The following is a 20,961-nucleotide window of genomic DNA, read 5'->3' as shown; positions in this document are numbered from 1 at the left end:
CGTCATAGGGGCCTCAGCACTTCGTGCTGACCGCCGCCTTAGCGAAGGCTGCGGGCTGATATACAAACTGCATCAGCCACTCGGTGATCGGAATACGGGTGCGCGTCGCGACGAGGTACACCGGATCGGACGAACACCGATCGAAGATGAATCGGGCCCGAGCCACGTGGAACTTGGCGGTGACAACGAGCATTGACCGCCATCCCTCCTTTTCCGCCCGCCAACCGGCCGATTGAGCTTCGCCCTCCGTGGTGGCATTGCGGGGGGTGAAGCAGATCACATTCATCGACCAGTTTCTGGCGCACGCCTCCTTGCCTTTGGTTCCTCCTGCGCCAGGGGGTGTCGAGATGAGGACATTGTCGGCGACTCCAGCTTCGGCGAGGCTGAGGCCGTACTCGATCGACTCGGACACCGGTCCACCGAGAATCACGATCACATCGACCCGCGAAGGAGTGTCCTCGCGGGGGAATGCGACCACGAGGCCCGTACAGATGAGTGACGCGATAGCGAGCACAGCACATATCGCGGTGACTCTCATCACACGCGTCATCGTTCCTCGCAGTCGGCCTGAGGCCCATCGTTCGAGCCAATCCCCGTCGATCGATTCAGCAATTCCAGGTGCTTAGGATATCTTTTTGAGTGGCTGCCGCTGCGATCCGCCCGGCTCCACAGGTGCCGTCCGACGTCGCGGGTACCACTGCAGTTCCTAACAGTCGGAGGGGGCCGAATGCCACACGCAGTCGGGTACGAGAATGCGATCGCCTCGGGCGTTCCGGTCAAGTACCTCTTCATCGCGTCGACGGGCGGTCATCTCGCGCAACTCGTGCGTCTATCGGAGTCGATGAACGCCGCGCCAGACTCCCTCTGGGTCACTTTCGAGACCGAGCAGAGCACATCGCTCATGCGGGGCAGGCGCGTGCTGTACGTGCCGTACGTCCGCTCTCGTGACGTGCGAGGGGTGCTCCGGACGATCGGTCTCGTCCGCAAGGCGCTGCGCAGCGAACGCTTCGATCGAGCGATCAGCACGGGTGCAGCGCTCGCCTTGGGCGTCTTCCCCGTCGCGATGCTCCGACGCATCCCGCGCACGTACATCGAAAGCGTCTCTCGTGTCGAAGGGCCCTCGATGACGGGCCGGATTGTCGCCGCCGCCCACCTGGCAGAACTCCGGACACAGCACGCCGGTTGGGCCGGAGCCCGATGGAAGCAGCATCCGAGCGTTCTCGCGCAGTTCACGCGGGTGCCGAAAGCGGCTGCGGGCCCCGTGGGAGACCCCCTGAAGATTTTCGTCACTCTCGGCACCATCAAGCCGTACCGCTTCGATTCTCTGGTCAATGGCATCCTCGCAACCGGTCTCGCATCCGAGGCGACCAGTTGGCAGTTGGGTGATACCGATCGGGCCGGGCTTCCCGGAGATGCGCGGCTGCACGTCGGTTCCGACGAGTTCGACCGGCTCAGCGCCGATGCCGACGTCGTGGTCACTCACTCCGGGGTAGGGACGATTCTCGGGCTCCTGGAACGAGGCATCTATCCCGTGATCGTGCCTCGTCGCAAGTCGCGAGGAGAGCACGTCGATGATCATCAGGAGCAGATCGCCGCCCTGGTGAAGAAACTCGGAGTCGGCGAAGTCTGCGAAGCGGATGAGCTGGATGCCGACGTCATTCGGCGTGCGGCAACATTCACGATCTCCGCGGGAAAGGGCGCAGCTCTGTGAAGGTCTTTCACGTCTTCAACACTATGAACAGCGGTGGGCTCCAGCGTGTCGTTCTCATGCTCTCCGATTGGCTGGCGGACAGAGGCGTCGAGTCTGTCCTCGTCGCCAGGAGCGGGCCGCTCGTCGAGCGTGTCGAAGATCCCACGATTTTCGTGGAAAAGTCTCGGTTCGGGTTCCCGGGCGAGGTGCTCCAACTTCTCACTCTGGCCATCCGCCACAAGCCCGACGTCCTCCACGCCCACCAGCGCCGCGACGCTCTGAGTTCACTCATCGTGGGCCGCCTTTTGCGCATCCCTGTCGTAGAGCACGCGCACAACATCCTGCCCAATCAGGGGCCCACCAAGCTCTCCTTCCGCTCCAGGAAGATCTTCGCGGTGAGTGACGAAGTCGGCCGCATGGTCGTCGATGTCTACGGAGCGCGGCCCGAGAGGGTCGTGGTCGTCGGCGGCACGCCGGCCAACGTCACGGACGTGGCACCGTTCGAGCGACCCTCGACGAAGGACAGAACTCTCCGCATCCTCGGTATCGGTCGAGTGGCGGAGCAGAAGGACCCGGTTCGTTTCGTCCGCATCGTCGCCGAGGTCGCGAACCTCCGGCCTGTCGAGGCACGGTGGCTCGGTTCGGGACCCTTGATGGAAGAGGCTCGACGGGAGGTGTCGAGGCTCGACGCGCCGGTGGAGTTCATCGGCGAGTCCGACGCGGTCACTGAAGAACTCGACGCCGCCGACGGCCTGCTCATCACGTCGAAATGGGAGGGGCTCGGACTCGTCGTGCTCGAGGCCTTCGCCCGGCGGCGTCCCGTGGTCGGTGTGGCGACCGGGGGCCTGGCGGGGCTGCTTTCGAACGGGCGTGGAACGCCAGTGGATCCCGAAACGCAGCCGGGAGAGTTCGCAACCCTCGTGCTCGAGGGTTTGGAGAAGGGCCCGGGTCACAAGACCACGGCCGACACTGCATTCCGCTACGTCACCGAGACAGCATCCCCCGATCACGTCTTCGGTCCCGTTCTCGTCGCCTACGAGCAGCTGTCCGGTAACGCCACATCGCCACGAGGAGTCTGATGCCGTCCATCACCGTCATCGCCCCCCTGCACAATGCGGCAGAGTATGTCGCCGACTTCCTGATCAGAATCGAGAACACCGTGCGCCCGGGCGATCAGCTCATTCTGATCGATGACGGTTCAAGCGATGAGACCGGGGCACTCATCACGGAGTGGGCCGCCGGTCGGGCTGATGTGCTGGCCCTCGTCAACAGCGAGAACATCGGAGTCGCCGCAACGCGCAATCGGGCGATCGCGAGTGCAGACCGCGAGTTCATCTGGTTCGTCGACCACGACGACGTCTGGGAGAGGAGCATCCTGGATGTACTAGGCGCAGCCGCGCAAGGCGCTGACGCCGTCATCTGTCGTGCCGAGTACCGCGTGGCCGACGGAGTTCCCGGACGCATCGTGGACGGGATCGACGAGCATCGTCGGGTTTCTGGTGACCAGGCCGTCGAGCTGATGCTCCTCGGCAAGGTGCACGGCTATCTCTGGACCAAGCTGCTACGTCGCACGACTCTGGGAGACGATCCGTTCCCGCACCAGTCCTCCCAGTCGGACTTCGTCGGCGTCACGCGCACGCTCGCCCGCGCGTCTACCGTGGTGACGATCCCCGAAGTCTTGTACTTCTACATGCACCGCGATGGATCGATCACTCGCAAGCGCGCACCCAACCTCGACAACTACGCAGCGTCCCGAGCGGCGATGGCCGATGTCGTGAGCTCCAGTGAGTACCTGCAGTCGCGGCCCGAGCTCTTCGGATTCTTCAATGCCTGGTTCTACTGTCACGCGGTCGTGTTCGTGCCGGTGCGTTCCCATGCGGATCCCGCACTGGTGAGACGTGGGCTCGCACTCGCCAGGTCGAACCTCCGGGGTACCAGCATCAGAATGGTGGGTCGATTCAGTAAACGGAGCGCGATCGAGATGGCCGCAATCCGTTACGGCGGCCCCGCTTACCCGCCCGCTCTTCGCGTCGCACTCGCACTGCACGACCGGCTCCGTGCCATCCGGTCACATCGGCGAGAAGGGGCCGCCTCATGACCCGGGTCTATGTTTCCGGCATCGGCCAGCACGACAATGTCGGTGACACGGTATTGCGACGATCGTTGATCGATGCTCTCCGCGGAAGCGGGGAGCTTCACGTGCTGGTCGGCTCGTTGGCCGACGACTATGTCGAAGGGCTCCAGCTTCACGATTCGGACGTGGTCTACCGTTCGGAGTCGTCATGGCACAAGAGCGTTCTGAAGAGTGGGCTGCGCCGACGCACCTGGATGGTCTTCAGCGCCGGCGAGGCCATCGCCGACCTGCACAGCGCGCCGGACAGGCTGCGTCACTTCATCGAGGGTGTGGTTCTCCGCCTTCGTGGCGGAGGGTCGATTCAGACCGGTGTCGGTATCCGCCGACCGGTGGGCCGCTGGAAGCTCCCGCTCCTGGCCAGTCTTTGGCCCGCTCGTCTGGTCACGTGGCGCGATGCTGCGAGCCGTCGCATCGCCGGATTCGGTTCTGTGACACCCGACTGGGCATACGCCGTCGGGTCGCCCGAGGAGGACTTCGCGACCACGGCGGATCGTCGGCACATCGCCATCACTCTGAGGAACGACCGACCATACCCTAACGAGACGTGGCTGAGCACTGTGCGGGAGTACGCAGCCAGGAACGACCTTGCACCTCTCGTCGTCACCCAGGTCAAGAGCGACAGCGACAGCTGTCGGCGACTGGCCGACGACCTGGATGCAGAGCTGCTCGAGTGGACGACCGACAACCTCTGGGTGCAGGAGGGTCTCGTTCGCGAGGCACTGGGCCGATCACGGGTCATGATCAGCGATCGAGTCCATGGACTGATCATCGGACTCACCGAGGGCGCGATGCCTATCGCGTACTCGCCCCGCACACCAGAGAAGGCGATCCGAACCCTGAGCGCCATCGGACTCGACGAGATCTCCCACACAGAGAATGACCTCTCGGTGCCAGAGGGCGTGACGTGGCTGAAGGACACCGCTGACCGGGCCGACGAGGCCTTCACGCGGTTGAATGCTGCCCGCCTACGGTTAGCGAAGCTGACCGACGAGCTGCACAGCCTCATCACGCACGGTCGATCCGAGCGCCAAGTGACCATGACGACCCCGGCACGCCCTTACATCACGGTTCTCCACTCGATGGCCGGGCCGAAGCCCGGCGAGCCCACCCGTTACGCGAACCATATGCTCGACGGAGCACCTTCTCAGGTGACGACGAAGTTCTTCAGCTGGAAATACGCTCTCACCGGGGACTACGACGTCTTCCACGTGCATTGGCCCGAGTACCTGCTCCGCGGCTCGACCGCCCGAGTCAAGTTCGCCAAGCGACTCGCTTTCATCATGCTCATGGTTCGACTGAGGCTGAAGCGGGTGCCGATCGTGCGGACCGCCCACAATCTGGACGCCCACGAGGCTGGTGGTGGGGTCGAACAGCGGATGGTCGCATGGACCCTTCGGAGAACCACGACGATCATCAAGCTGAACGAGACCACCCCCGTGGACGCCCATCAGCATTCCGTCACGATCCTGCACGGTCACTACCGCGACCGTTTCCGCGACTTGCCCACGTCATCACCCGTGTCCGGTCGTATCCTCTACTTCGGACTGATCCGGCCGTACAAGGGCGTCGTCAATCTCGTGCAGGTCTTCCGTTCGGTCTCGGATCCCTCTGTGACGCTGCGGGTCGTCGGCAAACCGTCAGACAGTGCTCTCGCGGATGCGGTGTCCGATGAAGCCGCGCTCGACCCCAGAGTCACCACGGTGCTCGACTTCGTACCCGATGCCGACCTCGTGCGGGAGCTCAGTGAAGCCCAGCTTGTCGTGTTCCCCTACGAAGAGATGCATAATTCCGGAGCGTTGCTCGTGGCGTTGTCGATGGACCGAGCAGTGCTGGTGCCACGCTCGGTGGCGAACGAGGCGATCGCTCGTGAGGTCGGCGCCGAGTGGGTCACGATGTACGACGGGAAACTCACGGCCGAGACACTCCTGCGAGCATTGGCGACAGCTCAGGAGCTCGACGCCCATTCACGACCCGCCCTCCAAGGACGAGACTGGGACACGGTCGGGAAGGCCCATTATGAGACATACCTCGATGCCTTGCGACGGGCCCACAATCGACGAGCCGGGGTCGGCCTGTGACAGACGCTGTCGGCGACGAACCGCCTAGCAGCAAAGGGCTCGGCCGGGCAGCCTCGCGAGGTGCCGCCGTCACGTTGGGAGCGCAGGTCCTCCGTATCGGCATCCAGTTCCTCGGGATCGTTCTCCTCGCGCGACTCCTGACCCCCGAGGCATACGGTCTCGTCGCCATGGTCACTGCGATCATCGGGATCGGAGAGGTGTTCCGCGACTTCGGACTGTCGATGGCAGCCGTGCAGTCGAAGACGCTCTCCAAGCACGAGCGCGACAATCTCTTCTGGACCAACACGGCCATCGGGCTCGTCCTCACGACCATCGTCTACTTCTGCGCGCCGCTCGTAGCATCCTTCTACGGGGAGCCGTCGCTCCTGCCCATCACTCAGGTACTCTCGCTGACGTTTCTCCTGAATGGGCTGAGCACACAGTACCGGGCGAACCTCAGCCGGGGATTGAGCTTCTTCAAGCTCAATCTGTCGGAGATTCTGGGTCAGGCGGTCGGCCTCGGAGCCGGCGTAGCCGTGGCCCTCGCAGGTTACGGCTTCTGGGCACTCGTGGCTCAGCAGGTGGCCCAGGCCCTGTTCGCCTTCATCTTCCTCATCATCATGAGTCCCTGGCTGCCCGGATGGATCCATCGCGATGCCCCCATCACACGATTCGTCGGGTTCGGCCTCAATTTGGCCGGAACACAGCTACTGACCTACGTCAGCAAGAACATCAACTCGGTCATCATCGGGTCGACGCTCGGCGCCACCCCACTGGGCCTCTACAACAGAGCCTTCCAATTACTGACTCTTCCGCTGAATCAGATCAACGCGCCTGCGACCAGGGTCGCTCTCCCCGTGCTGTCACGACTGCAGGACGAGAAGGAGCGTTTCGCCGCATTCATCCTGCGCGGGCAGGTGATCCTTCTGCACCTGGTCAGCTTCATCTTCGCGTTCTCCTCGGCGCTGGCCGTTCCACTCATTGCACTGGTTCTCGGAAACCAGTGGCTGGGCGCCGCCCCGATCTTTCAGATCCTCGCCGTTGGCGGAGTGTTCCAAGCCGCTAGCTACGCCTGCTACTGGGTGTTCCTTGCCAAAGGGCTGACCAGGCAGAATCTCTACTACTCGCTCGTATCCCGAGTCACGATGATCGGCTTGATCGTCGTCGGCGCAATCTGGGGTCTCTACGGCGTCTCGTGGGCATACTCGATCGGCATCGTCCTCTTCTGGCCGGTCGGGCTCTGGTGGATCAGCCGTGTCTCGGATGCTCCGGCCAAAGCGATGTTCACGAACGGAGCTCGGGCCATCGCGGTCTACGGAGCTGCAGGCCTCGCCACATTCTTCATCGTGTCCCTCATTCCCGACCTCGTCCCGATCGCCGACGTGGGTATCGGGCTGGTGATCATGCTTCTGGTCCTGGCTGTCATATACGCGTGTTGGCCCGCTTATCGACGCGACGCCTCAGGTCTAGTCCATACTGCGAGCCTCCTGCGCAAGAGACGCCGCTCCAGCGACACTCCCTGATTGGTATCATCCGAAGGTGCGAGACAGCATAGTCGACCTGGATGCGGCGGTTCTTCTTGCGCACGCACTGGTCGCGCAGATCGCGGCGAGCAGCGAGATCCCGTGCCTGTTCATCAAGGGGCCGGGATGTCGACTGCAGGGTCTCCGCCCGGGCGGCACCATATCCAGTGACGTCGACGCGTGGGCCGAGCCAGCTCACGCTCCGCGACTCATCGAACTACTCGAGACCCGTGGCTGGGCGCGACGACCACGGTCAGAGTTGGACGACTTCTACCCGGTTCACTCGGTCACGCTCTACCACCCATCCTGGCCGTGCGACATCGATGTCCACTCTCGCTTTCCCGGAATGGATGGCGAGCCCGGGAGCGTGTTCGCGCACCTTTGGAGTCGACGAACGTACGTCGAACTCGCGCATTGGCCGGTGCCACTCCCCTCGCTTCCCGATCACGCCCTCATTCTCGCGCTCCACGCCCTACGCACGCCCTGGAGCGCGAAAGGCCAGAAGGAACTCCAATTCTTGATTCACTCGTGCCTTCCCGAACTCGACTTCGACGGATTGGCGGCGATCGCTTTGGCGACAGGGGGAGCGGGGGCAGCCGCGCCATTCCTCGATGCCCTGCCCGGGGCATCTCATCCGCCACCATCTTGGCCCGATCCATCTGACGAATGGCTGGTCCGTACCATAGCCCGTTCGCCCGGGAGTCTGCGGCTGATCGACATCGTGAAATCCCCGTGGCGCCAACGCCCTCGCCTTATTCTGCGAGCACTCTTCCCCAAGCCGGAGACGTACACGGCTCGCAATCTCCATCTCGACCTCACCGACCGTCTCACCAGTCGACGCGTACGCCTGAGGAGGTTGTTCAGCGGCCTCGCTTCGGTGCCTAGCGCATTGGCCGAAACCGCTCGCTACGTCAGAGCTAGGCGTTCGCTCCGCTAGTTCGCTCCACGACTGTGCCGGACGCCTCTTCGTCAGCGAGCCTTCGGCCAGCTTGCGCGCGCTGCGCGAAGGGGATGAGCGCTCCGATAAGGCCCCACAGGATCATCGGTGGACCAGGGGCCGTGAAGAGCGAACTGATCGTGGATGCCACGACGAGGCCCACGAGAAGTGCAGTCACCGGGCTCAGCGCCTTGCCGAGCACCTTCCGGGCTCTGAAGACCGTAACGAAGGTTGCGATCAAGAGGAAGATGAGTAGAGCGAGCGAGAGAAGACCCCCGGTGATCAGGGTGCTCAGCCACTGCGATTCAGGACTCAGCCAGGCGAGGGACTGGGGTCGCTGCGGCCAGTTGAGGTCGAAGTTGTACACTTGCATGCCCCACCCTGTCCAGGGTCGGATAAGCCAGGCCGGGATAGTCTCGGTGTCCCAGATAGTCAGGCGATAGGCGATGGTCGAGGGCAGCCACGCAAGGGCAGGGTCATCGTATTGCCCGGTCGTCGCTTGGTAGTCGATCCTGTACTGCAGTTGCTCGCCGAAGACGGACCAGGCAATGAATCCGCTGGCGACGATCAAGATAGCGAAGATCGGACGAATCCCGATCCTGATGACGATCACAGCCACGACGGCCAAGGCGACGGCGATGGTAGCAAACGTCAAGGTCGTGATCTGGCCGACCAGGAGGATGCCGAGAAGCACCATTGTCCCCGCAGACGCCAGACGCGGCTTATTGGCGGCTTTGTTGAGGAGCAGGTCGACGCCGGCGATCGCCGTCGCGACCGCCAGATAGCCGCCGAGATAGATCCAGTGACCGATCGTGCTCGTGGCTCGCAAGTCTTCACGGCCCTCAGCGACGCGAGCCTCGAGCCCGTCTGATTTCGCGTTGGCGATCAGCCATTCGGTGACCCCCGGGAACCGGAGTAGTTGCAGGAGGGCGACGATGGCGACCAGAGCTGCGGGCCAGATGAAGGCCCTCAAGAAGACTCCGAGATCGTCACGATTCCTGATGATGAGACGTGGAGGCCAGGTCATCAGATAGACGGGGATCTGACCATACGCGATCGCTGAGTAGACAGCGTGGTTGAGATCGACGGCGTTGAACACCTCGATGAAGATTCGGGCGATGATCGTCGCGATGAATGCCGCATCGATGATCGTGAGTCGATGCCTGCCGATCGTGGAACCTGCCGGAGACAGGAGCGTGATGATCACCGCGAGCACGATCAGCATCAAGGAAGGGCTCGGGAGAAAGGTCAGCCCGGGCACTGAGGTGATGCCGACCAAGGCGGCCGCCAAACCCATGACGAACCCGATGACTCGGATCTGTGCTTTCGAGACGAGGGAGACGTCGGAGAGGAGGTCGCCGTCTTTACCCCCCGGGGAGGGCCTGACGGACTGCAGTAACGACATCGATCCCCGTTCTTCTCCGACTAGTAGGCTCCGCTGCTCGCGAACACTGCTCGAACGGTCTTCAACAGAATAATGAAGTCGCCCACCATCGACCAGTTTTCCACATAGTAGAGATCAAGTCTCACCGAGTCCTCCCACGAGAGGTCCGATCGTCCGCTGACCTGCCAGAGACCAGTGATGCCGGGCTTCATCAGAAAACGACGATGGACGTGGGATTCGTAGAGATCGACCTCTCGCTGCAATGGAGGCCGGGGACCGATGAGTGACATGTCGCCGCGGAGCACGTTGAACAGCTGTGGGAGTTCGTCGAGGCTGTACTTGCGCAGGACTCTGCCGACTCGCGTCACCCGCGGGTCATCCTTCATCTTGAACAGGACGGCATTGCCTTCCGCTCGCTCAGTGGCTTCCAGATGCACCATGAGCGCTTCGGCGTCCGTCACCATAGAACGGAACTTGAGCATCTTGAACGTTGACCCGTTCAGACCCACTCGCTCCTGCTTGAAGAGCACCGGCCCCGGCGTACTGAGTCGGATCACCCCTGAGATGATCAACAGGACAGGAGCGAGGAGCAGGATCAACAGACCAGATGCAAGGAAGTCGAAAATCCGCTTCTGATAGCGCTTGAATCCTTCGTACCGCGGAGTCTCGACATGGATGAGCGGCAGACCTGCAACGGGCCTGGTGTGGATGCGTGGTCCACCGATGTCGGTAAGGCTGGGGGCCACGACCAGGTGCTGCCTACCAGGCTCCAACGACCAGCTCAACTCCCGGATCTTCTCGGGTGAGAGTTCGTCTGAGCTCGTGATGACGATCGTGTCGGCACCGGTCGCCGCAATGGCTTGAGCGACGCGGTCGACATTGCCCGCCACGGGGATCGTGGTTCCCGGCAAGTAGTCAGCTACTCGGCCACTCGCCACGCACGCACCCACGACGTGATAGCCGGCCTGGGGTCGTCTGGCAAGTTCAGTCGCCGTGTGCAGAACTGAGGTCTCGGACCCCACCAGAAGCACCTTCGCCGAGTACTCACCCCGGGACCGCCTCGTGGTGAGCCATTTTCGCCACAGCCAGCGTTCGATGACCAGAGCGATGGTGCCCAACGGGAATGCCAGGATGAAATAACCGCGACTGAAATCGATCTGAAAAAGGAAGGATATTATCGCGAACACACCGAATAGTCGGAAGCTCGAATCGACGACCAGACGATACTCACTCACTCCGGTTCCGATGAGCCGATCACCCCGAGAACCGTAGATACCCAGGATCGCGGTCCACGAAAGGGTCAGCACTATCGAAACCGTCGTGTAGCTCACAGCCAGAAAGTCGAGATTCCCGCGGAATGCCACGCCGTTGGCCGAGAATCCGAACCACAGGAACTGTGTGCTCGCTACGGCGATCGCGATGACGATGAAATCGGTGAGGCTGAGTCGTCGACTGTAGGCCAGGCGCCAATCGTGCGGGGCCGGGTCGCTCACGCGACTGCTAGGAACGCGTTGCGCGGCAGCGGTCATCGTGCGTACCTCGTCAAGTCTCTACTCATTGGCAATCTTCCCCGAGATGAATCTAGTTCCATGACTGGTTCCGGTGTGTCGCAGCGATGAACGACACGTTGCGCGCCCGTAACAATCGCGACCCGAACCGAGCTAGCCGCCGATCACGTCGCTCGCGCAGCGATGGTGAGCACGCGCGCGACCTCCTCGACAGCCGGTATGAGCTCGTTCCATGAGCGCTCGTAGGTGGCGCTCGAACGTCGGTACGGATCGACGACGTCGTCCAATTCCGGGTCGGAGACGTATCCCGCCGCGGCCTTCTGGGCGAACACCACCCGCACAGCGGCGGCGACCCGGTCGCCAAGAGTGTCGCCGCTTGACTGTTGTTCGAGTTGCTGATCGCTGAGCGTGCTTGACAGGCGGGCGAACTCACGGATGGTGAACGTTCTCGAGACCTTCGAGGGAGCCATTCGCACGACGTCACTCCGATGCGATCGGGCCATCGCAAAGATTAGGTCCGCGTCACCGACGATGTCTTCGGTGAGATACCGGGCGCGGTGCTGCTCGGGATCGACGCCGAAACGCCTGGCGAGCGCGCGGGCCTCGTCGGGCATGACGTCTCCGTCCCGCGCAATGCTTCCAGCGGACGACACCTCGAACTCGCCCCAGGGCTCCAGTCGTGACGCGAGCGTCAGTTCAGCCAACGGGGATCGACAGATGTTGCCGGAACACACCGTCAGGATCCTCACTCGTTGCGCCTGCATGCCTTCATTCCTCCTCGTCGCGCATGAACCAGACTACGGGAGCCTGTCGGATTGAGCGCCGCCCGCAGGGACGACAGCCCCGATGACCGCGAGAGACTCGACGAACTCGAGCACTTCGTCCTCGATGGCTGCCCCATCGACGTCGAATGACGTCGCCAGATCTTCGATGACCTCGGCGACACTCCGTTTCCCGTTCAACTCGAGCCAGATTCGCGAGCCGCTGCCCTCGAGCGCGCTCGGGAGCTCGTCCGGCCCGCCGAGGTTCAGGAGGAAGACACGGTCGTGTGACTGCGTCCAGGCCACGTCCGGACTGTGCCGCCAGATCAGGTCCGTCGCCGTCATCCCGTCCCAGATCCCTGCGGCAGCTGGGCCGTGAGCTGGTCGCCGAGCGCCCCAGAGAGGCTCGAACTGAACGTCGCCGTCATATGATGCGAGTCGCGGTAGACCACCTCGTTGCCGATGATCGGGGAACACACGTCGGAACAGAAGAAGGGAGTCAAGTCGATCGTCATCGTCAGCAGTTCATCGGCGACCTCACTCTCCACCTGACGCGTCGGAGCCGAGAGAGCCTCAGATGCCGCGCGTTCGCACGGTCGGGTGTCTTCGAGATGGGCAGAGAGACACAGAGACGGGGTCTCTCCCATGTTGGGCGTGTCCGCAATCAACCCGACACTCGTGAATGCCTGGAGCTGCTCCACCATGCTTCGGAGCCCCGCACCCCACGCATCCGTGTAGTCGGTGGTCCTGTCCACGGGCTCGGCCACACCGAAATTGGCCAGTAGAACCGCCATCGGCGGATCGGCCTGCATGTCAGCGATCACGTTGGCTCGCCAAGTGTCGCAAGCCGTGTATGGCACGCCGTTGCGGAGCAGCGGGAGATCGACAGACGGACAGGAACTCTTGGTATAGGTCTCCACGGCATACCCGTTCGCTGTCGCGAAGTCGAGCAGTGCCGGAAACCATTGCGCGGCGTGGGAATCACCGAACAGAGCGATCGTCGGCGACTCGTCCGCTCCGAATCGGCAACCCTCCCCGGTCGTCTCATCGAACGATCGATGGCAGCCATCGGCGTAAAGAGGTGGATTGTCATCCTCCACCGTCCACAGCGATGGAGTCACATTGGACGGCACGAACTCCGTGAACTGGGGCGGAGCCTCCGCGACAGTCTGGGGCGCGCTCCGACCAGACGCCAAAGGGATGGCACGCGTCACCGCTATGCCCGCGCCACCAACGATCACCACTATCAGTGATGCCGCCAGAGCGGTCAGAAGAGACCGGCGCGGACGAGCGCGAGCCAGCCAGCTCCACTTCCGAGCCGGGTCTTCGACGAACTTGTAGAGCAACCACGCAAGGGGAACGCAGGCCAAGGCGATCGCCACTGTGACGGCGAGAGGAAGCGGGGTCTCATATCCGACGGCCGCTTGAGGAATGACGAGCGCCGGCCAGTGCACCAGATAGAGCGAATACGAGATCAGCCCGATGAAGAGCATGGGCCGCCTGGAAAGGATCCAGCCCGGCCCCGTGGTCGTGACAGTTGCCCCAGCGCAGATGACCATGGCCGTGGCAAGGACAGGCAGAGCTGCGGTGTAACCGGGAAAAGGCGTCTCCTCGTTGAAGAGGAGAACGCTGGCAAGGATGCCCGTAACGCCGAGCCATCCGACCACTGGAGCCACTCGCGGGGAAAGCGTGCGCTTCTGAACCGTGACGACATACGCCACCAATCCACCGATGCCCAGTTCCCAGGCACGTGTCGGGAGCGAGAAGAACGCCCAGGGCTGGGACCTGTACGTCAAGAAGACGCACAGCACGAACGAAACGACCACGAGCACCACCAGCAGGGCGCCGATGGCCTTCCGGGACCGGACGAGGAAGAAGAGCAAGCCGAGCACCGCAGGCCAGATGAGATAGAACTGCTCTTCGACTCCGAGCGACCAGTAGTGCTGGAACGCCGAAGGCGCTGTCTCTGCCAGATAGTTGTTGCCCTGCACCGCGAAGAGGTAGTTCGGCACGTAGAGGGCAGTCGCAATCGCATCCTGGAATGCGCCGACCCGTTGAAGGGGTGGCAGCACGATCGCGGTGGCGATGGCGGTGGCAGCCAGCACGAGGAAGGATGCGGGCAGGATCCGCCTGGCGCGTCGTGCGTAGAAGGACGCGAACCTCACCCGGCCGTCGCGCTCGATTCCGGCCAGAAGGTGACTCGTGATGAGGAAGCCGGAGATGACGAAGAAGATGTCGACGCCGACATATCCGCCCGACAGGAACGGGATGCCGGCGTGGTACAGCACGACCGAGGCGACAGCGATGGCGCGTAGTCCTTGAATGTCGCCCCTGAAGCCCACCAAACGCCCCTCCGACCGCCATCCATCCGAGCGCACCTCCCGCGCCCGACCCGGGCTTAACTATAGTTTGCCCGCTCGCGCCCTCCCGGCTCGGCGATGTCGAGCCTCGGGAGCCACTGACTGAGGATGATGGACGACGTCGTTGCCACCTACAATGGGTCGGATCGAGTGGATCGCCGAATCGACCGACATGACGTTGATGTCCCGCGAAGAGATTAGAGGGATCAGATGGAGTTACGCGCCTACCTGCCGGTGCTCCGGGCGCATTGGGTCGCCATCGTCCTCATCACTCTCATCGGCGGAGTCGCCGCGTTCGGCTGGACCCTCCTCCAGCCGAAGGTCTACCAGGCGGATTCGAGCGGCTACGTATCAGCGGGCAGCAACTCCGACACGGGAAACGCACTCGTGGGTGACAACCTCGCGCAGTCGAAGGTGCGGTCGTACATCGATGTGGGCACCTCCCGAGCTGTCGCACAGTTCGCAATCGACGACTTGGGCCTGACGAACACCAGTCCCGAAGCTCTGGTGAGTCGGATCGTCGTATCAAACCCGACGGACACCGTGCTGATCAAGGTGACCGCGGAAGGGCCGAGTCCGAGCGAGGCTCGTGACCTTGCTGAGGCGTGGTTGCGCGGAATCGCTCAGCAGATCTCGACGATTGAGGGTGCAGGCGACGGCTCCACGAGCGTTGTGCAACTTATACCGCTCGACTCGGCCGTGCTCCCGTCGAATCCCACGTCTCCTAACACCCGCCTTGCCATCGCGGTGGGTCTGGGTATCGGTGCGATCCTCGGCCTCGCCTATGCATTCATCAGACACACCCTGGATCGCCGCATCCGTGATTCTGCATCGGTCGAGCGCGAATCCGGAGTGGCCGTCGTGGGAACCATACCTATCGACCGCCGCTTCACCGATGAAGACCGATTGGTCACCATCGACGGTTCCACCGATTACGCGATGCTGGCCGACGATGACGTCGCCGTGGCCGAGGCCCTTAGAGAACTCCGCACGAATCTCCAGTTCATGGACGTGGACAACCCACCTCGCGTGATCGTCGTCACGAGCCCCCTGCCGGGTGATGGCAAATCGACGACCATTGCGAACCTCGCCATCGTTCTCGCGGCGGGCGGACAGCCGGTGATCCTTGTCGACGCGGACCTCAGACGCCCCACGGTCTCTCGTACGTTCAATCTCGTGGGTGGAGCCGGCCTCACCGACGTGCTGGCGGGCCGCTCAGACGCGGTCGACGTTCTCCAGCCGTGGGGCTCGTCCGGTCGCCTGCTGATCATGGCGGCAGGCAAGACCCCTCCGAACCCGAGCGAACTACTGGGATCGGAACGCATGCACGCGCTGGTCGAAGAACTCTCCGAACATGCGATCGTGCTCATCGACGCCCCTCCACTCATCCCCGTGACCGATGCCGCGATCCTCAGTCACAACACGGATGGCGCGCTCGTGGTTGCCAGCGTCGGGAAGACCACCTTCGAAGCTCTCTCGAAGGCGCTTCAGAACCTCCAACGCGCAAATGGCCGGTGCCTCGGTGTGATCCTGAACCGCGTCCCGCGCCGCGGTCCGGGCTCCTCGTACGGCTACTACGGCTATCGGGGAGACTACAGGAGCCGGCCAGACGACGGGCCCGAGAGCAACGAGCCGCCCGAGACGGATTCCGGGGCGGAAGCACGGGGTGCAACCCAAGAGGCGTCGACAGTGAGTTCGACCAGTCGTTCGTCTCACGACGACGACCGCCAATTCCAGGAAATCATCACGGGAACCGATCTCGGGGATCTGGCACCGTCTGAGGCTCGAACCGATTCGACCGTTACGACAAGTAACGCCGGGGCGATGACGCGACGTGAGTTGCGTGCACGGGCGAAGGACTCCTGAGTGCTGGGCGACCTCTTCGGGCCACCGAGCAAGCCATCGGGCCCATCGGTACTCGTCTTCGTGTGCACGGGCAACATTTGCCGATCACCGCTCGCAGAGAAGCTCATGCGGAAGAGGTTGGCCGACGCGGGCGCCGTCGACCCTCTCGTGACGAGTGCGGGCCTCCACGCTGTGGTCGGCGGGGCGATGGATGCCATTCCGGCTGCGATCGCCGAGCGAAACGGACTCGACCCGACACATCACGCTAGACAGCTTGGCTCTGATTTGGCACGCTCTGGCTCCATGTTCCTGACACTGACGCGTGCCCAGCGTGACGAGCTGACACAGGAGTTTCCGGTTGCCATGAGGCGCACTTTCACGCTTGTTGAGATTGTGCGTCTGATGAAGGAGCACCCGCTCCAGGTGACGGGGCTCAACGAGGGGCGCGATCTCTTCGATGTATCGATGGATGCTTCAAGGAGTCGGCCTCTGGTGACGCTTGGTGAGCAAGACGATGTGATCGACCCTTATCGCCGATCTGCGGCAACCCACGAAGCCGTCGGGCAGCGCATCGAGATGCTCGTCTCGGAACTCTCCGGCTCACTGATTGGATCCGGCCGAACGAGGTAGGGCGTCCAGGTCAGCTATTCTGAGCGCGGTGGTCAGCCGGAGGAACCGGCCTGGGAGGGGGTTTCATGAGTGTCGAAGTGGTGCATTGGAATCCTTCTCGTCCCGTGGTGTCGGGCAAGCTGGGTCGCTGGGTTCCACTCCGGAAGCGGGTCGACAATTTCGGTGATCTACTCGGACCACTGATCGTCGCCGAGCTCGTCGCCAGGGAACATCTCGAAGAGCCTTCTGACGAACGCCGGCTCGTCTCGGTAGGTTCCATCATGAGAATGGCCAGGACTGGCGACACCGTGTGGGGTACAGGGGTCAACGGGAAATCCATCACCGAGACGCTCCCGGCGACCGCTCTCGACGTTCGCGCTGTCCGCGGGCCTCTCACACGGTCCTACCTGCAGGAGCGAGGCATCGACGCTCCTCCCGTCTTCGGCGATCCAGGCCTTCTCGTCGGTCATCTGTGGGATCGAGCGACCTTACGATCTGACGCACTGGAAGCAGATCATCTTGTGGTGCCGAATCTCCACGACTTCCGTCAGGTCAAATCGCGGCGTGACGTCGTGAATCCCACGAACGAGGTGTGGTCCGTCCTCAAGCGAATCGCATCGGCCGAGTTCGTCGTCGGCAGCTCACTGCATGGTGTCATCGTCGCCGAGAGCTTCGGAGTCCCAGCGCGGCTCGTGCGCTCGACGACAGAGCCGCTCTTCAAGTATCAGGATTACTATGCCGGAACCGGTCGCGAAGACTTTTCCGTGGCCGAGAGCATCGATTCAGCACTCGAGATGGGCGGCGAGCCGCTTCCCGTGAGTTGGGACTCTGAGGCTCTCATCGCCGCGTTTCCGCGTGATCTGTGGTCGAAAGGTCCGGTGGACGGCGGCTGATCCCCACACTGGACGAGCCCACTACGTGGCTCACGGTGAACGGGGTCGGGCGGTCGACGTCATGCGATATCGTGTGACGATGACTGGCGACGTTCGGGTGGACGCCCTGGGCGCGACCGTGGGGCTGGCCGCCTCAGCACTCGGAGACGATCTCGACACGGTCGCCCGCCTGTGGAACGACAGCGTGAGCACGGCGCACGCCGATGTCATGCTCTCCGTCGGGTTGACGACCCAGGGTGGCTTCGACGTGTCGGCGCCCGATCTGCACTCCCTCGCCGCCGCGCTCTCGACACGCGTGACCCTCGCGGCCATCGAGCTGCGTAAGAGCGAGCTCGTCATGCTGCACGCGTGCGGAGTGGCGGCCGACGACGGGCGCGTGGTCGCGTTCGTCGGTCCCTCCGGGCGAGGCAAGACCACGCTCGCCAAGAACGTGGCACAGCACTTCGGCTATGTCACCGACGAGACCGTCGGCATCGGTGAAGACGGCACCGTCTACCCCTACCGAAAGCCGCTCTCCATCATCGACGACCCGTCGAACCCGGGTCGCAAGTCGCAGGTCGCGCCCGAATCGCTCGGTCTCCTCCCCCTGCCAGATGCCCCACTGTCGATCGGCGCGGTCGTGCTGCTGGACCGCGTCGCCGAGCACGTGCAGGAGCCGCAGGTCAGCGCCGTTCCGATGCGGGAGGCACTCGTCTCCATGGTGCCGGAGCTGAGCTACCTTCCCGAGCTTCCCCGGCCCTTGCAGCGGCTCGCGGCACTGATCGACGCGATCGGGGGCATCTGCGCGCTGCGATACAGCGAGGCAGACACCGTCGCCACCGTCGTGCCGACGCTGCTCGAGAGGCCGGCCGCCATCGAAGGGTGGAGTGTCGTCCCTCCATCAACGCACGCCGAGGCGCCCTCAGCGGGCGAGTACCTCCGCGTGCTCCCCCTCGACCAACTGCAGATCGGCGCGGAGTACGTGGTGCTGCACGGCCGACACGTCCACGTGCTCGACGGCATCGGGCCCGCCGTCTGGGATGCGCTCGCCACCCCGTCGAGCGCGGCTCAGGTCGTTGACGCGGTCGTCGCCCGCCACGGCCGGCCGGAGGGTGAAGACCCCCAAGTTCTCGTGCAGGCGGCACTCGACGCGCTTCTCGTGGCTGGACTCGTGCATGTCGGGGAGTGACAGCCCGCCGACCACCCCCCGCCCGTCGCTCGTGCGCCGGCTCGCCCGCAACCCGTTCGTGAACCTCGTGGCGGCCTTCGTGGTGCTCGCGCTCATCCAGACCTTCCTCGTGCGTCTCTACTACGTGCCCTCGGGCTCGATGGAGAACACCCTCGACATCGGCGACCGCATCCTCGTCAACCGTCTCGCCTACCTCGGCTCAGAGCCCACGAGCGGCGACGTGATCGTCTTCAACGCGACCGAGGCGTGGGATGGCGAAACGGCACCCGAGACGAACCCTCTGAAGGCCGCGGTGAAGTGGCTCGGCGGCATCGTGGGAATCGGGCCGTCCGATCAGCACACCCTCGTGAAGCGGGTGATCGCCGGGCCCGGTCAGACCGTGTCGTGCTGCGACGCCGAGGGCCGTGTGCTCGTCGACGGAGAGCCACTCGACGAACCGTACGTCTTCGAGAACCTCCCCTTCGAACTCGGCGCGCTCGACTGCGACACCACACCGGCATCGCTGCGGTGCTTCGGCGAGTACACCGTGCCCGAGGGTGGGTACTTCGTGCTCGGCGACCACCGCTCGGCCTCGAGCGACTCGATCGCGCTGTGTCGCGGCGCACCAGAGACCACGGATGCGTGCGTCAGGTTGGTCGACAGCTCCGGCGTCGTCGGCCGGGTCTTCCAGATCGTCTTCCCGTTCGGGAGATTCGGAAGCGTCTGAGTCAGATCACGCTGTGCTCAGATCACCAGATGATCGCCGAGCATGGCGACCCAGGTGAGCCCGATGGCCACGATGCCGAGCCCGCCGAGGAGCCCCGCCACCGCGAGACGCTTCGAGCGCTGCGCGTTGGCGTTCGTGTAGAACCTGTCTTCATGGCGTCGCCCCGGACGACGCCTCGTCGTCGAAACCATGGCCCCGACGATACGCTTGAAGCACGAACGGCGTGTTACAAAGACGTTAAACCCTCCGAATGGGGGACATGATCGACACCAGACGATCAACGGAGACGCAGGGGGTTCAGATGGGGCCGAGGTATCCGCTCAGCGACCGCCTCGTCGTGCCCGACGTGCTGCGCGGTTTCGCCATCTTCGCGATGCTCGTCGCCCACGCCGCTCCACTGGTGCCGAACCGGCCGGGAGCCGTCGAGTTTCTCCGCAGCTCCCTCAACGACGTGGCGTCACCGCTGTTCGCTCTCGTGATGGGGATCTCGGCCGCCATCGTCATCGGCCGCACCCCCGCTGCGGCACGTACCGTGAAGGGCACCTGGATCTACCTCGCCCAGAACACCGCCCGCGGACTCATCCTCGTGCTGCTCGGCGTGTGGCTCGCCACCTGGGGCAGCTGGATCGCGATCGTGCTCGCCCCGCTGGGCTTCACCCTCATCGTGGGCGCGCCGATCGCCCTGCTGCGCAGCCGCTGGGTCGCCGCCATCGCGCTCGTGCTGGCGGTCGTGAGCGCACCGATCGTCTCGGCCACCACGGCGGCGGTCGCGCCATGGCTCTACTTCTCCGACCCGCTAACGAAGCTGCTCATCGAGAGCTTCCTCACCAATCCCCACTACCGGGTTCTCAATCTCCTCCCGTTCTTCTTGGCGGGCGTCGTCCTGCTGCGCCACGGGTTCACGCGCGACCGCGTGCTCCCGATCATGCTCGCGATCGGTGTGGTCGCCTATGCCATGCGCCCGATCCTCATGCGCTACGGTGGCGACTTCGACTACTTCTCCGGCTCCTACCCCGACACCCTCCACGACGTCGGTCTCGTGGCCGCCGTCTACGTCGCGGTCGTCTTCCTCGTCTCCCTCACCCGCAACCCCCTCGCCGCCGTCGTCTCCGCCGTGTTCGTGCCCTTCCGCATCATCGGCACCCTGGCCCTCAGCATCTACGTGCTGCAGGTCGCGGTCGTGGCGTGGATGGCGCATCCGTACCCACCCGAGTTCGGCCTGGTGAACTACCCGCTGCTCGCGCTGGCCATCGTCGTCGGCGTGCCCGCCGTCGGCGCACTGTGGTGGTACTTCCTCGGCGACGGGCCCGTCGAACGCATCATGGGCTTCGTCACCGGGCGCAAGACCATCCTCGGCAAGCGTCGCGTTCCGACCGCAGCGTGAAG

General features: G+C 63.7%; 19 protein-coding genes. 12 read left to right on the top strand and 7 right to left on the bottom strand.

The window, feature by feature from the left end; all coding sequences use genetic code 11:
• Positions 1 to 13 precede the first annotated feature (13 nt).
• Complete coding sequence (locus N1031_RS17235) at positions 14 to 538, bottom strand: YdcF family protein (protein WP_259481024.1); 525 nt, start codon at positions 536 to 538, stop codon at positions 14 to 16.
• 189 nt (positions 539 to 727) lie between these two features.
• Between N1031_RS17235 and N1031_RS17230 the strand changes: the two genes are divergently transcribed.
• Genes N1031_RS17230 through N1031_RS20535 form a run of 6 tightly spaced genes read left to right on the top strand, consistent with a single transcriptional unit; the run spans position 728 to position 8,341 of the window.
• Complete coding sequence (locus N1031_RS17230; protein ID WP_259481004.1) at positions 728 to 1,711, top strand: glycosyltransferase; 984 nt, start codon at positions 728 to 730, stop codon at positions 1,709 to 1,711.
• Complete coding sequence (locus N1031_RS17225) at positions 1,708 to 2,769, top strand: glycosyltransferase (RefSeq protein ID WP_259481002.1); 1,062 nt, start codon at positions 1,708 to 1,710, stop codon at positions 2,767 to 2,769. Before N1031_RS17230 ends, N1031_RS17225 begins: the two co-directional genes overlap by 4 nt.
• The gene (locus tag N1031_RS17220; RefSeq protein ID WP_259481001.1) at positions 2,769 to 3,788 is read left to right on the top strand and encodes a glycosyltransferase family 2 protein; all 1,020 of its coding nucleotides are present in this window, start codon (positions 2,769 to 2,771) and stop codon (positions 3,786 to 3,788) included. The genes N1031_RS17225 and N1031_RS17220 overlap by 1 nt, the downstream gene beginning before the upstream one ends.
• Positions 3,785 to 5,902 carry a glycosyltransferase gene (locus N1031_RS17215; RefSeq protein ID WP_259481000.1) on the top strand — a complete coding sequence of 706 codons (2,118 nt, stop codon included), beginning with the start codon at positions 3,785 to 3,787 and terminating at the stop codon, positions 5,900 to 5,902. Before N1031_RS17220 ends, N1031_RS17215 begins: the two co-directional genes overlap by 4 nt.
• A complete protein-coding gene (locus N1031_RS17210) occupies positions 5,899 to 7,404 on the top strand; it encodes a lipopolysaccharide biosynthesis protein (RefSeq protein ID WP_259480999.1) in 1,506 nt (501 codons plus the stop codon). Before N1031_RS17215 ends, N1031_RS17210 begins: the two co-directional genes overlap by 4 nt.
• Positions 7,355 to 8,341, top strand: a complete 987-nt coding sequence (locus N1031_RS20535; protein WP_486326259.1) for a nucleotidyltransferase family protein — start codon at positions 7,355 to 7,357, stop codon at positions 8,339 to 8,341. Before N1031_RS17210 ends, N1031_RS20535 begins: the two co-directional genes overlap by 50 nt.
• On the opposite strand, the gene N1031_RS17205 is transcribed toward N1031_RS20535, so the two are convergent.
• The 5 genes from N1031_RS17205 to N1031_RS17185 all read right to left on the bottom strand — a co-directional run bounded on the left by N1031_RS17205 (position 8,322) and on the right by N1031_RS17185 (position 14,336).
• The gene (locus N1031_RS17205; protein ID WP_259480998.1) at positions 8,322 to 9,746 is read right to left on the bottom strand and encodes an O-antigen ligase family protein; all 1,425 of its coding nucleotides are present in this window, start codon (positions 9,744 to 9,746) and stop codon (positions 8,322 to 8,324) included. The genes N1031_RS20535 and N1031_RS17205 overlap by 20 nt on opposite strands.
• Before the next feature lie 20 nt (positions 9,747 to 9,766).
• The gene (locus N1031_RS17200; RefSeq protein ID WP_375163648.1) at positions 9,767 to 11,254 is read right to left on the bottom strand and encodes a sugar transferase; all 1,488 of its coding nucleotides are present in this window, start codon (positions 11,252 to 11,254) and stop codon (positions 9,767 to 9,769) included.
• A 143-nt stretch (positions 11,255 to 11,397) separates the two neighbouring features.
• On the bottom strand, positions 11,398 to 11,997 hold the full coding sequence (locus N1031_RS17195; protein WP_259480996.1) for an arsenate reductase/protein-tyrosine-phosphatase family protein: 600 nt from the start codon (positions 11,995 to 11,997) through the stop codon (positions 11,398 to 11,400).
• 33 nt (positions 11,998 to 12,030) lie between these two features.
• On the bottom strand, positions 12,031 to 12,339 hold the full coding sequence (locus N1031_RS17190) for a PqqD family protein (RefSeq protein ID WP_259480995.1): 309 nt from the start codon (positions 12,337 to 12,339) through the stop codon (positions 12,031 to 12,033).
• Positions 12,336 to 14,336 (bottom strand): acyltransferase family protein, encoded by a 2,001-nt coding sequence (locus N1031_RS17185; protein WP_259480994.1) that lies wholly within the window; start codon positions 14,334 to 14,336, stop codon positions 12,336 to 12,338. The genes N1031_RS17190 and N1031_RS17185 overlap by 4 nt, the downstream gene beginning before the upstream one ends.
• A 228-nt stretch (positions 14,337 to 14,564) precedes the next feature.
• Between N1031_RS17185 and N1031_RS17180 the strand changes: the two genes are divergently transcribed.
• From N1031_RS17180 to lepB, 5 genes are all read left to right on the top strand, one after another.
• Positions 14,565 to 16,220, top strand: a complete 1,656-nt coding sequence (locus N1031_RS17180) for a tyrosine-protein kinase domain-containing protein (protein ID WP_259480993.1) — start codon at positions 14,565 to 14,567, stop codon at positions 16,218 to 16,220.
• Positions 16,221 to 16,829, top strand: a complete 609-nt coding sequence (locus N1031_RS17175; RefSeq protein WP_310795713.1) for an arsenate reductase/protein-tyrosine-phosphatase family protein — start codon at positions 16,221 to 16,223, stop codon at positions 16,827 to 16,829. It begins immediately after the preceding gene.
• A gap of 65 nt (positions 16,830 to 16,894) precedes the next feature.
• A complete protein-coding gene (locus N1031_RS17170; RefSeq protein WP_259480992.1) occupies positions 16,895 to 17,701 on the top strand; it encodes a polysaccharide pyruvyl transferase family protein in 807 nt (268 codons plus the stop codon).
• A gap of 79 nt (positions 17,702 to 17,780) precedes the next feature.
• Positions 17,781 to 18,869 carry an ATP-binding protein gene (locus tag N1031_RS17165; protein WP_259480991.1) on the top strand — a complete coding sequence of 363 codons (1,089 nt, stop codon included), beginning with the start codon at positions 17,781 to 17,783 and terminating at the stop codon, positions 18,867 to 18,869.
• Positions 18,856 to 19,575, top strand: coding sequence for a signal peptidase I (lepB, locus tag N1031_RS17160; protein WP_259480990.1), 720 nt, complete (start codon positions 18,856 to 18,858; stop codon positions 19,573 to 19,575). Before N1031_RS17165 ends, lepB begins: the two co-directional genes overlap by 14 nt.
• A gap of 17 nt (positions 19,576 to 19,592) precedes the next feature.
• On the opposite strand, the gene N1031_RS17155 is transcribed toward lepB, so the two are convergent.
• Positions 19,593 to 19,766, bottom strand: a complete 174-nt coding sequence (locus N1031_RS17155) for a hypothetical protein (RefSeq protein ID WP_259480989.1) — start codon at positions 19,764 to 19,766, stop codon at positions 19,593 to 19,595.
• Between the two features lie 68 nt (positions 19,767 to 19,834).
• On the opposite strand from N1031_RS17155, the gene N1031_RS17150 reads away from it, so the two are divergent.
• Positions 19,835 to 20,959, top strand: coding sequence for a DUF418 domain-containing protein (locus N1031_RS17150; RefSeq protein WP_259480988.1), 1,125 nt, complete (start codon positions 19,835 to 19,837; stop codon positions 20,957 to 20,959).
• Positions 20,960 to 20,961 lie beyond the last annotated feature (2 nt).

The organism is Herbiconiux moechotypicola, from assembly GCF_024979255.1.
Taxonomy (GTDB): Bacteria; Actinomycetota; Actinomycetes; order Actinomycetales; family Microbacteriaceae; genus Herbiconiux; species Herbiconiux moechotypicola.
This window is presented reverse-complemented; position numbering and strand designations above follow the sequence as displayed.

Excerpts from the sequence above, each read along its gene's own strand:
- N1031_RS17235 (WP_259481024.1), bottom strand. The coding sequence starts at position 538 with ATGAGAGTCACCGCGATATGTGCTGTGCTCGCTATCGCGTCACTCATC.
- N1031_RS17230 (WP_259481004.1), top strand. The coding sequence starts at position 728 with ATGCCACACGCAGTCGGGTACGAGAATGCGATCGCCTCGGGCGTTCCG.
- N1031_RS17220 (WP_259481001.1), top strand. The coding sequence starts at position 2,769 with ATGCCGTCCATCACCGTCATCGCCCCCCTGCACAATGCGGCAGAGTAT.
- N1031_RS17215 (WP_259481000.1), top strand. The coding sequence starts at position 3,785 with ATGACCCGGGTCTATGTTTCCGGCATCGGCCAGCACGACAATGTCGGT.
- N1031_RS17205 (WP_259480998.1), bottom strand. The coding sequence starts at position 9,746 with ATGTCGTTACTGCAGTCCGTCAGGCCCTCCCCGGGGGGTAAAGACGGC.
- N1031_RS17200 (WP_375163648.1), bottom strand. The coding sequence starts at position 11,254 with ATGACCGCTGCCGCGCAACGCGTTCCTAGCAGTCGCGTGAGCGACCCG.
- N1031_RS17195 (WP_259480996.1), bottom strand. The coding sequence starts at position 11,997 with ATGCAGGCGCAACGAGTGAGGATCCTGACGGTGTGTTCCGGCAACATC.
- N1031_RS17190 (WP_259480995.1), bottom strand. The coding sequence starts at position 12,339 with ATGACGGCGACGGACCTGATCTGGCGGCACAGTCCGGACGTGGCCTGG.
- N1031_RS17180 (WP_259480993.1), top strand. The coding sequence starts at position 14,565 with ATGGAGTTACGCGCCTACCTGCCGGTGCTCCGGGCGCATTGGGTCGCC.
- N1031_RS17170 (WP_259480992.1), top strand. The coding sequence starts at position 16,895 with ATGAGTGTCGAAGTGGTGCATTGGAATCCTTCTCGTCCCGTGGTGTCG.
- N1031_RS17165 (WP_259480991.1), top strand. The coding sequence starts at position 17,781 with ATGACTGGCGACGTTCGGGTGGACGCCCTGGGCGCGACCGTGGGGCTG.
- lepB (WP_259480990.1), top strand. The coding sequence starts at position 18,856 with ATGTCGGGGAGTGACAGCCCGCCGACCACCCCCCGCCCGTCGCTCGTG.
- N1031_RS17155 (WP_259480989.1), bottom strand. The coding sequence starts at position 19,766 with ATGGTTTCGACGACGAGGCGTCGTCCGGGGCGACGCCATGAAGACAGG.
- N1031_RS17150 (WP_259480988.1), top strand. The coding sequence starts at position 19,835 with ATGATCGACACCAGACGATCAACGGAGACGCAGGGGGTTCAGATGGGG.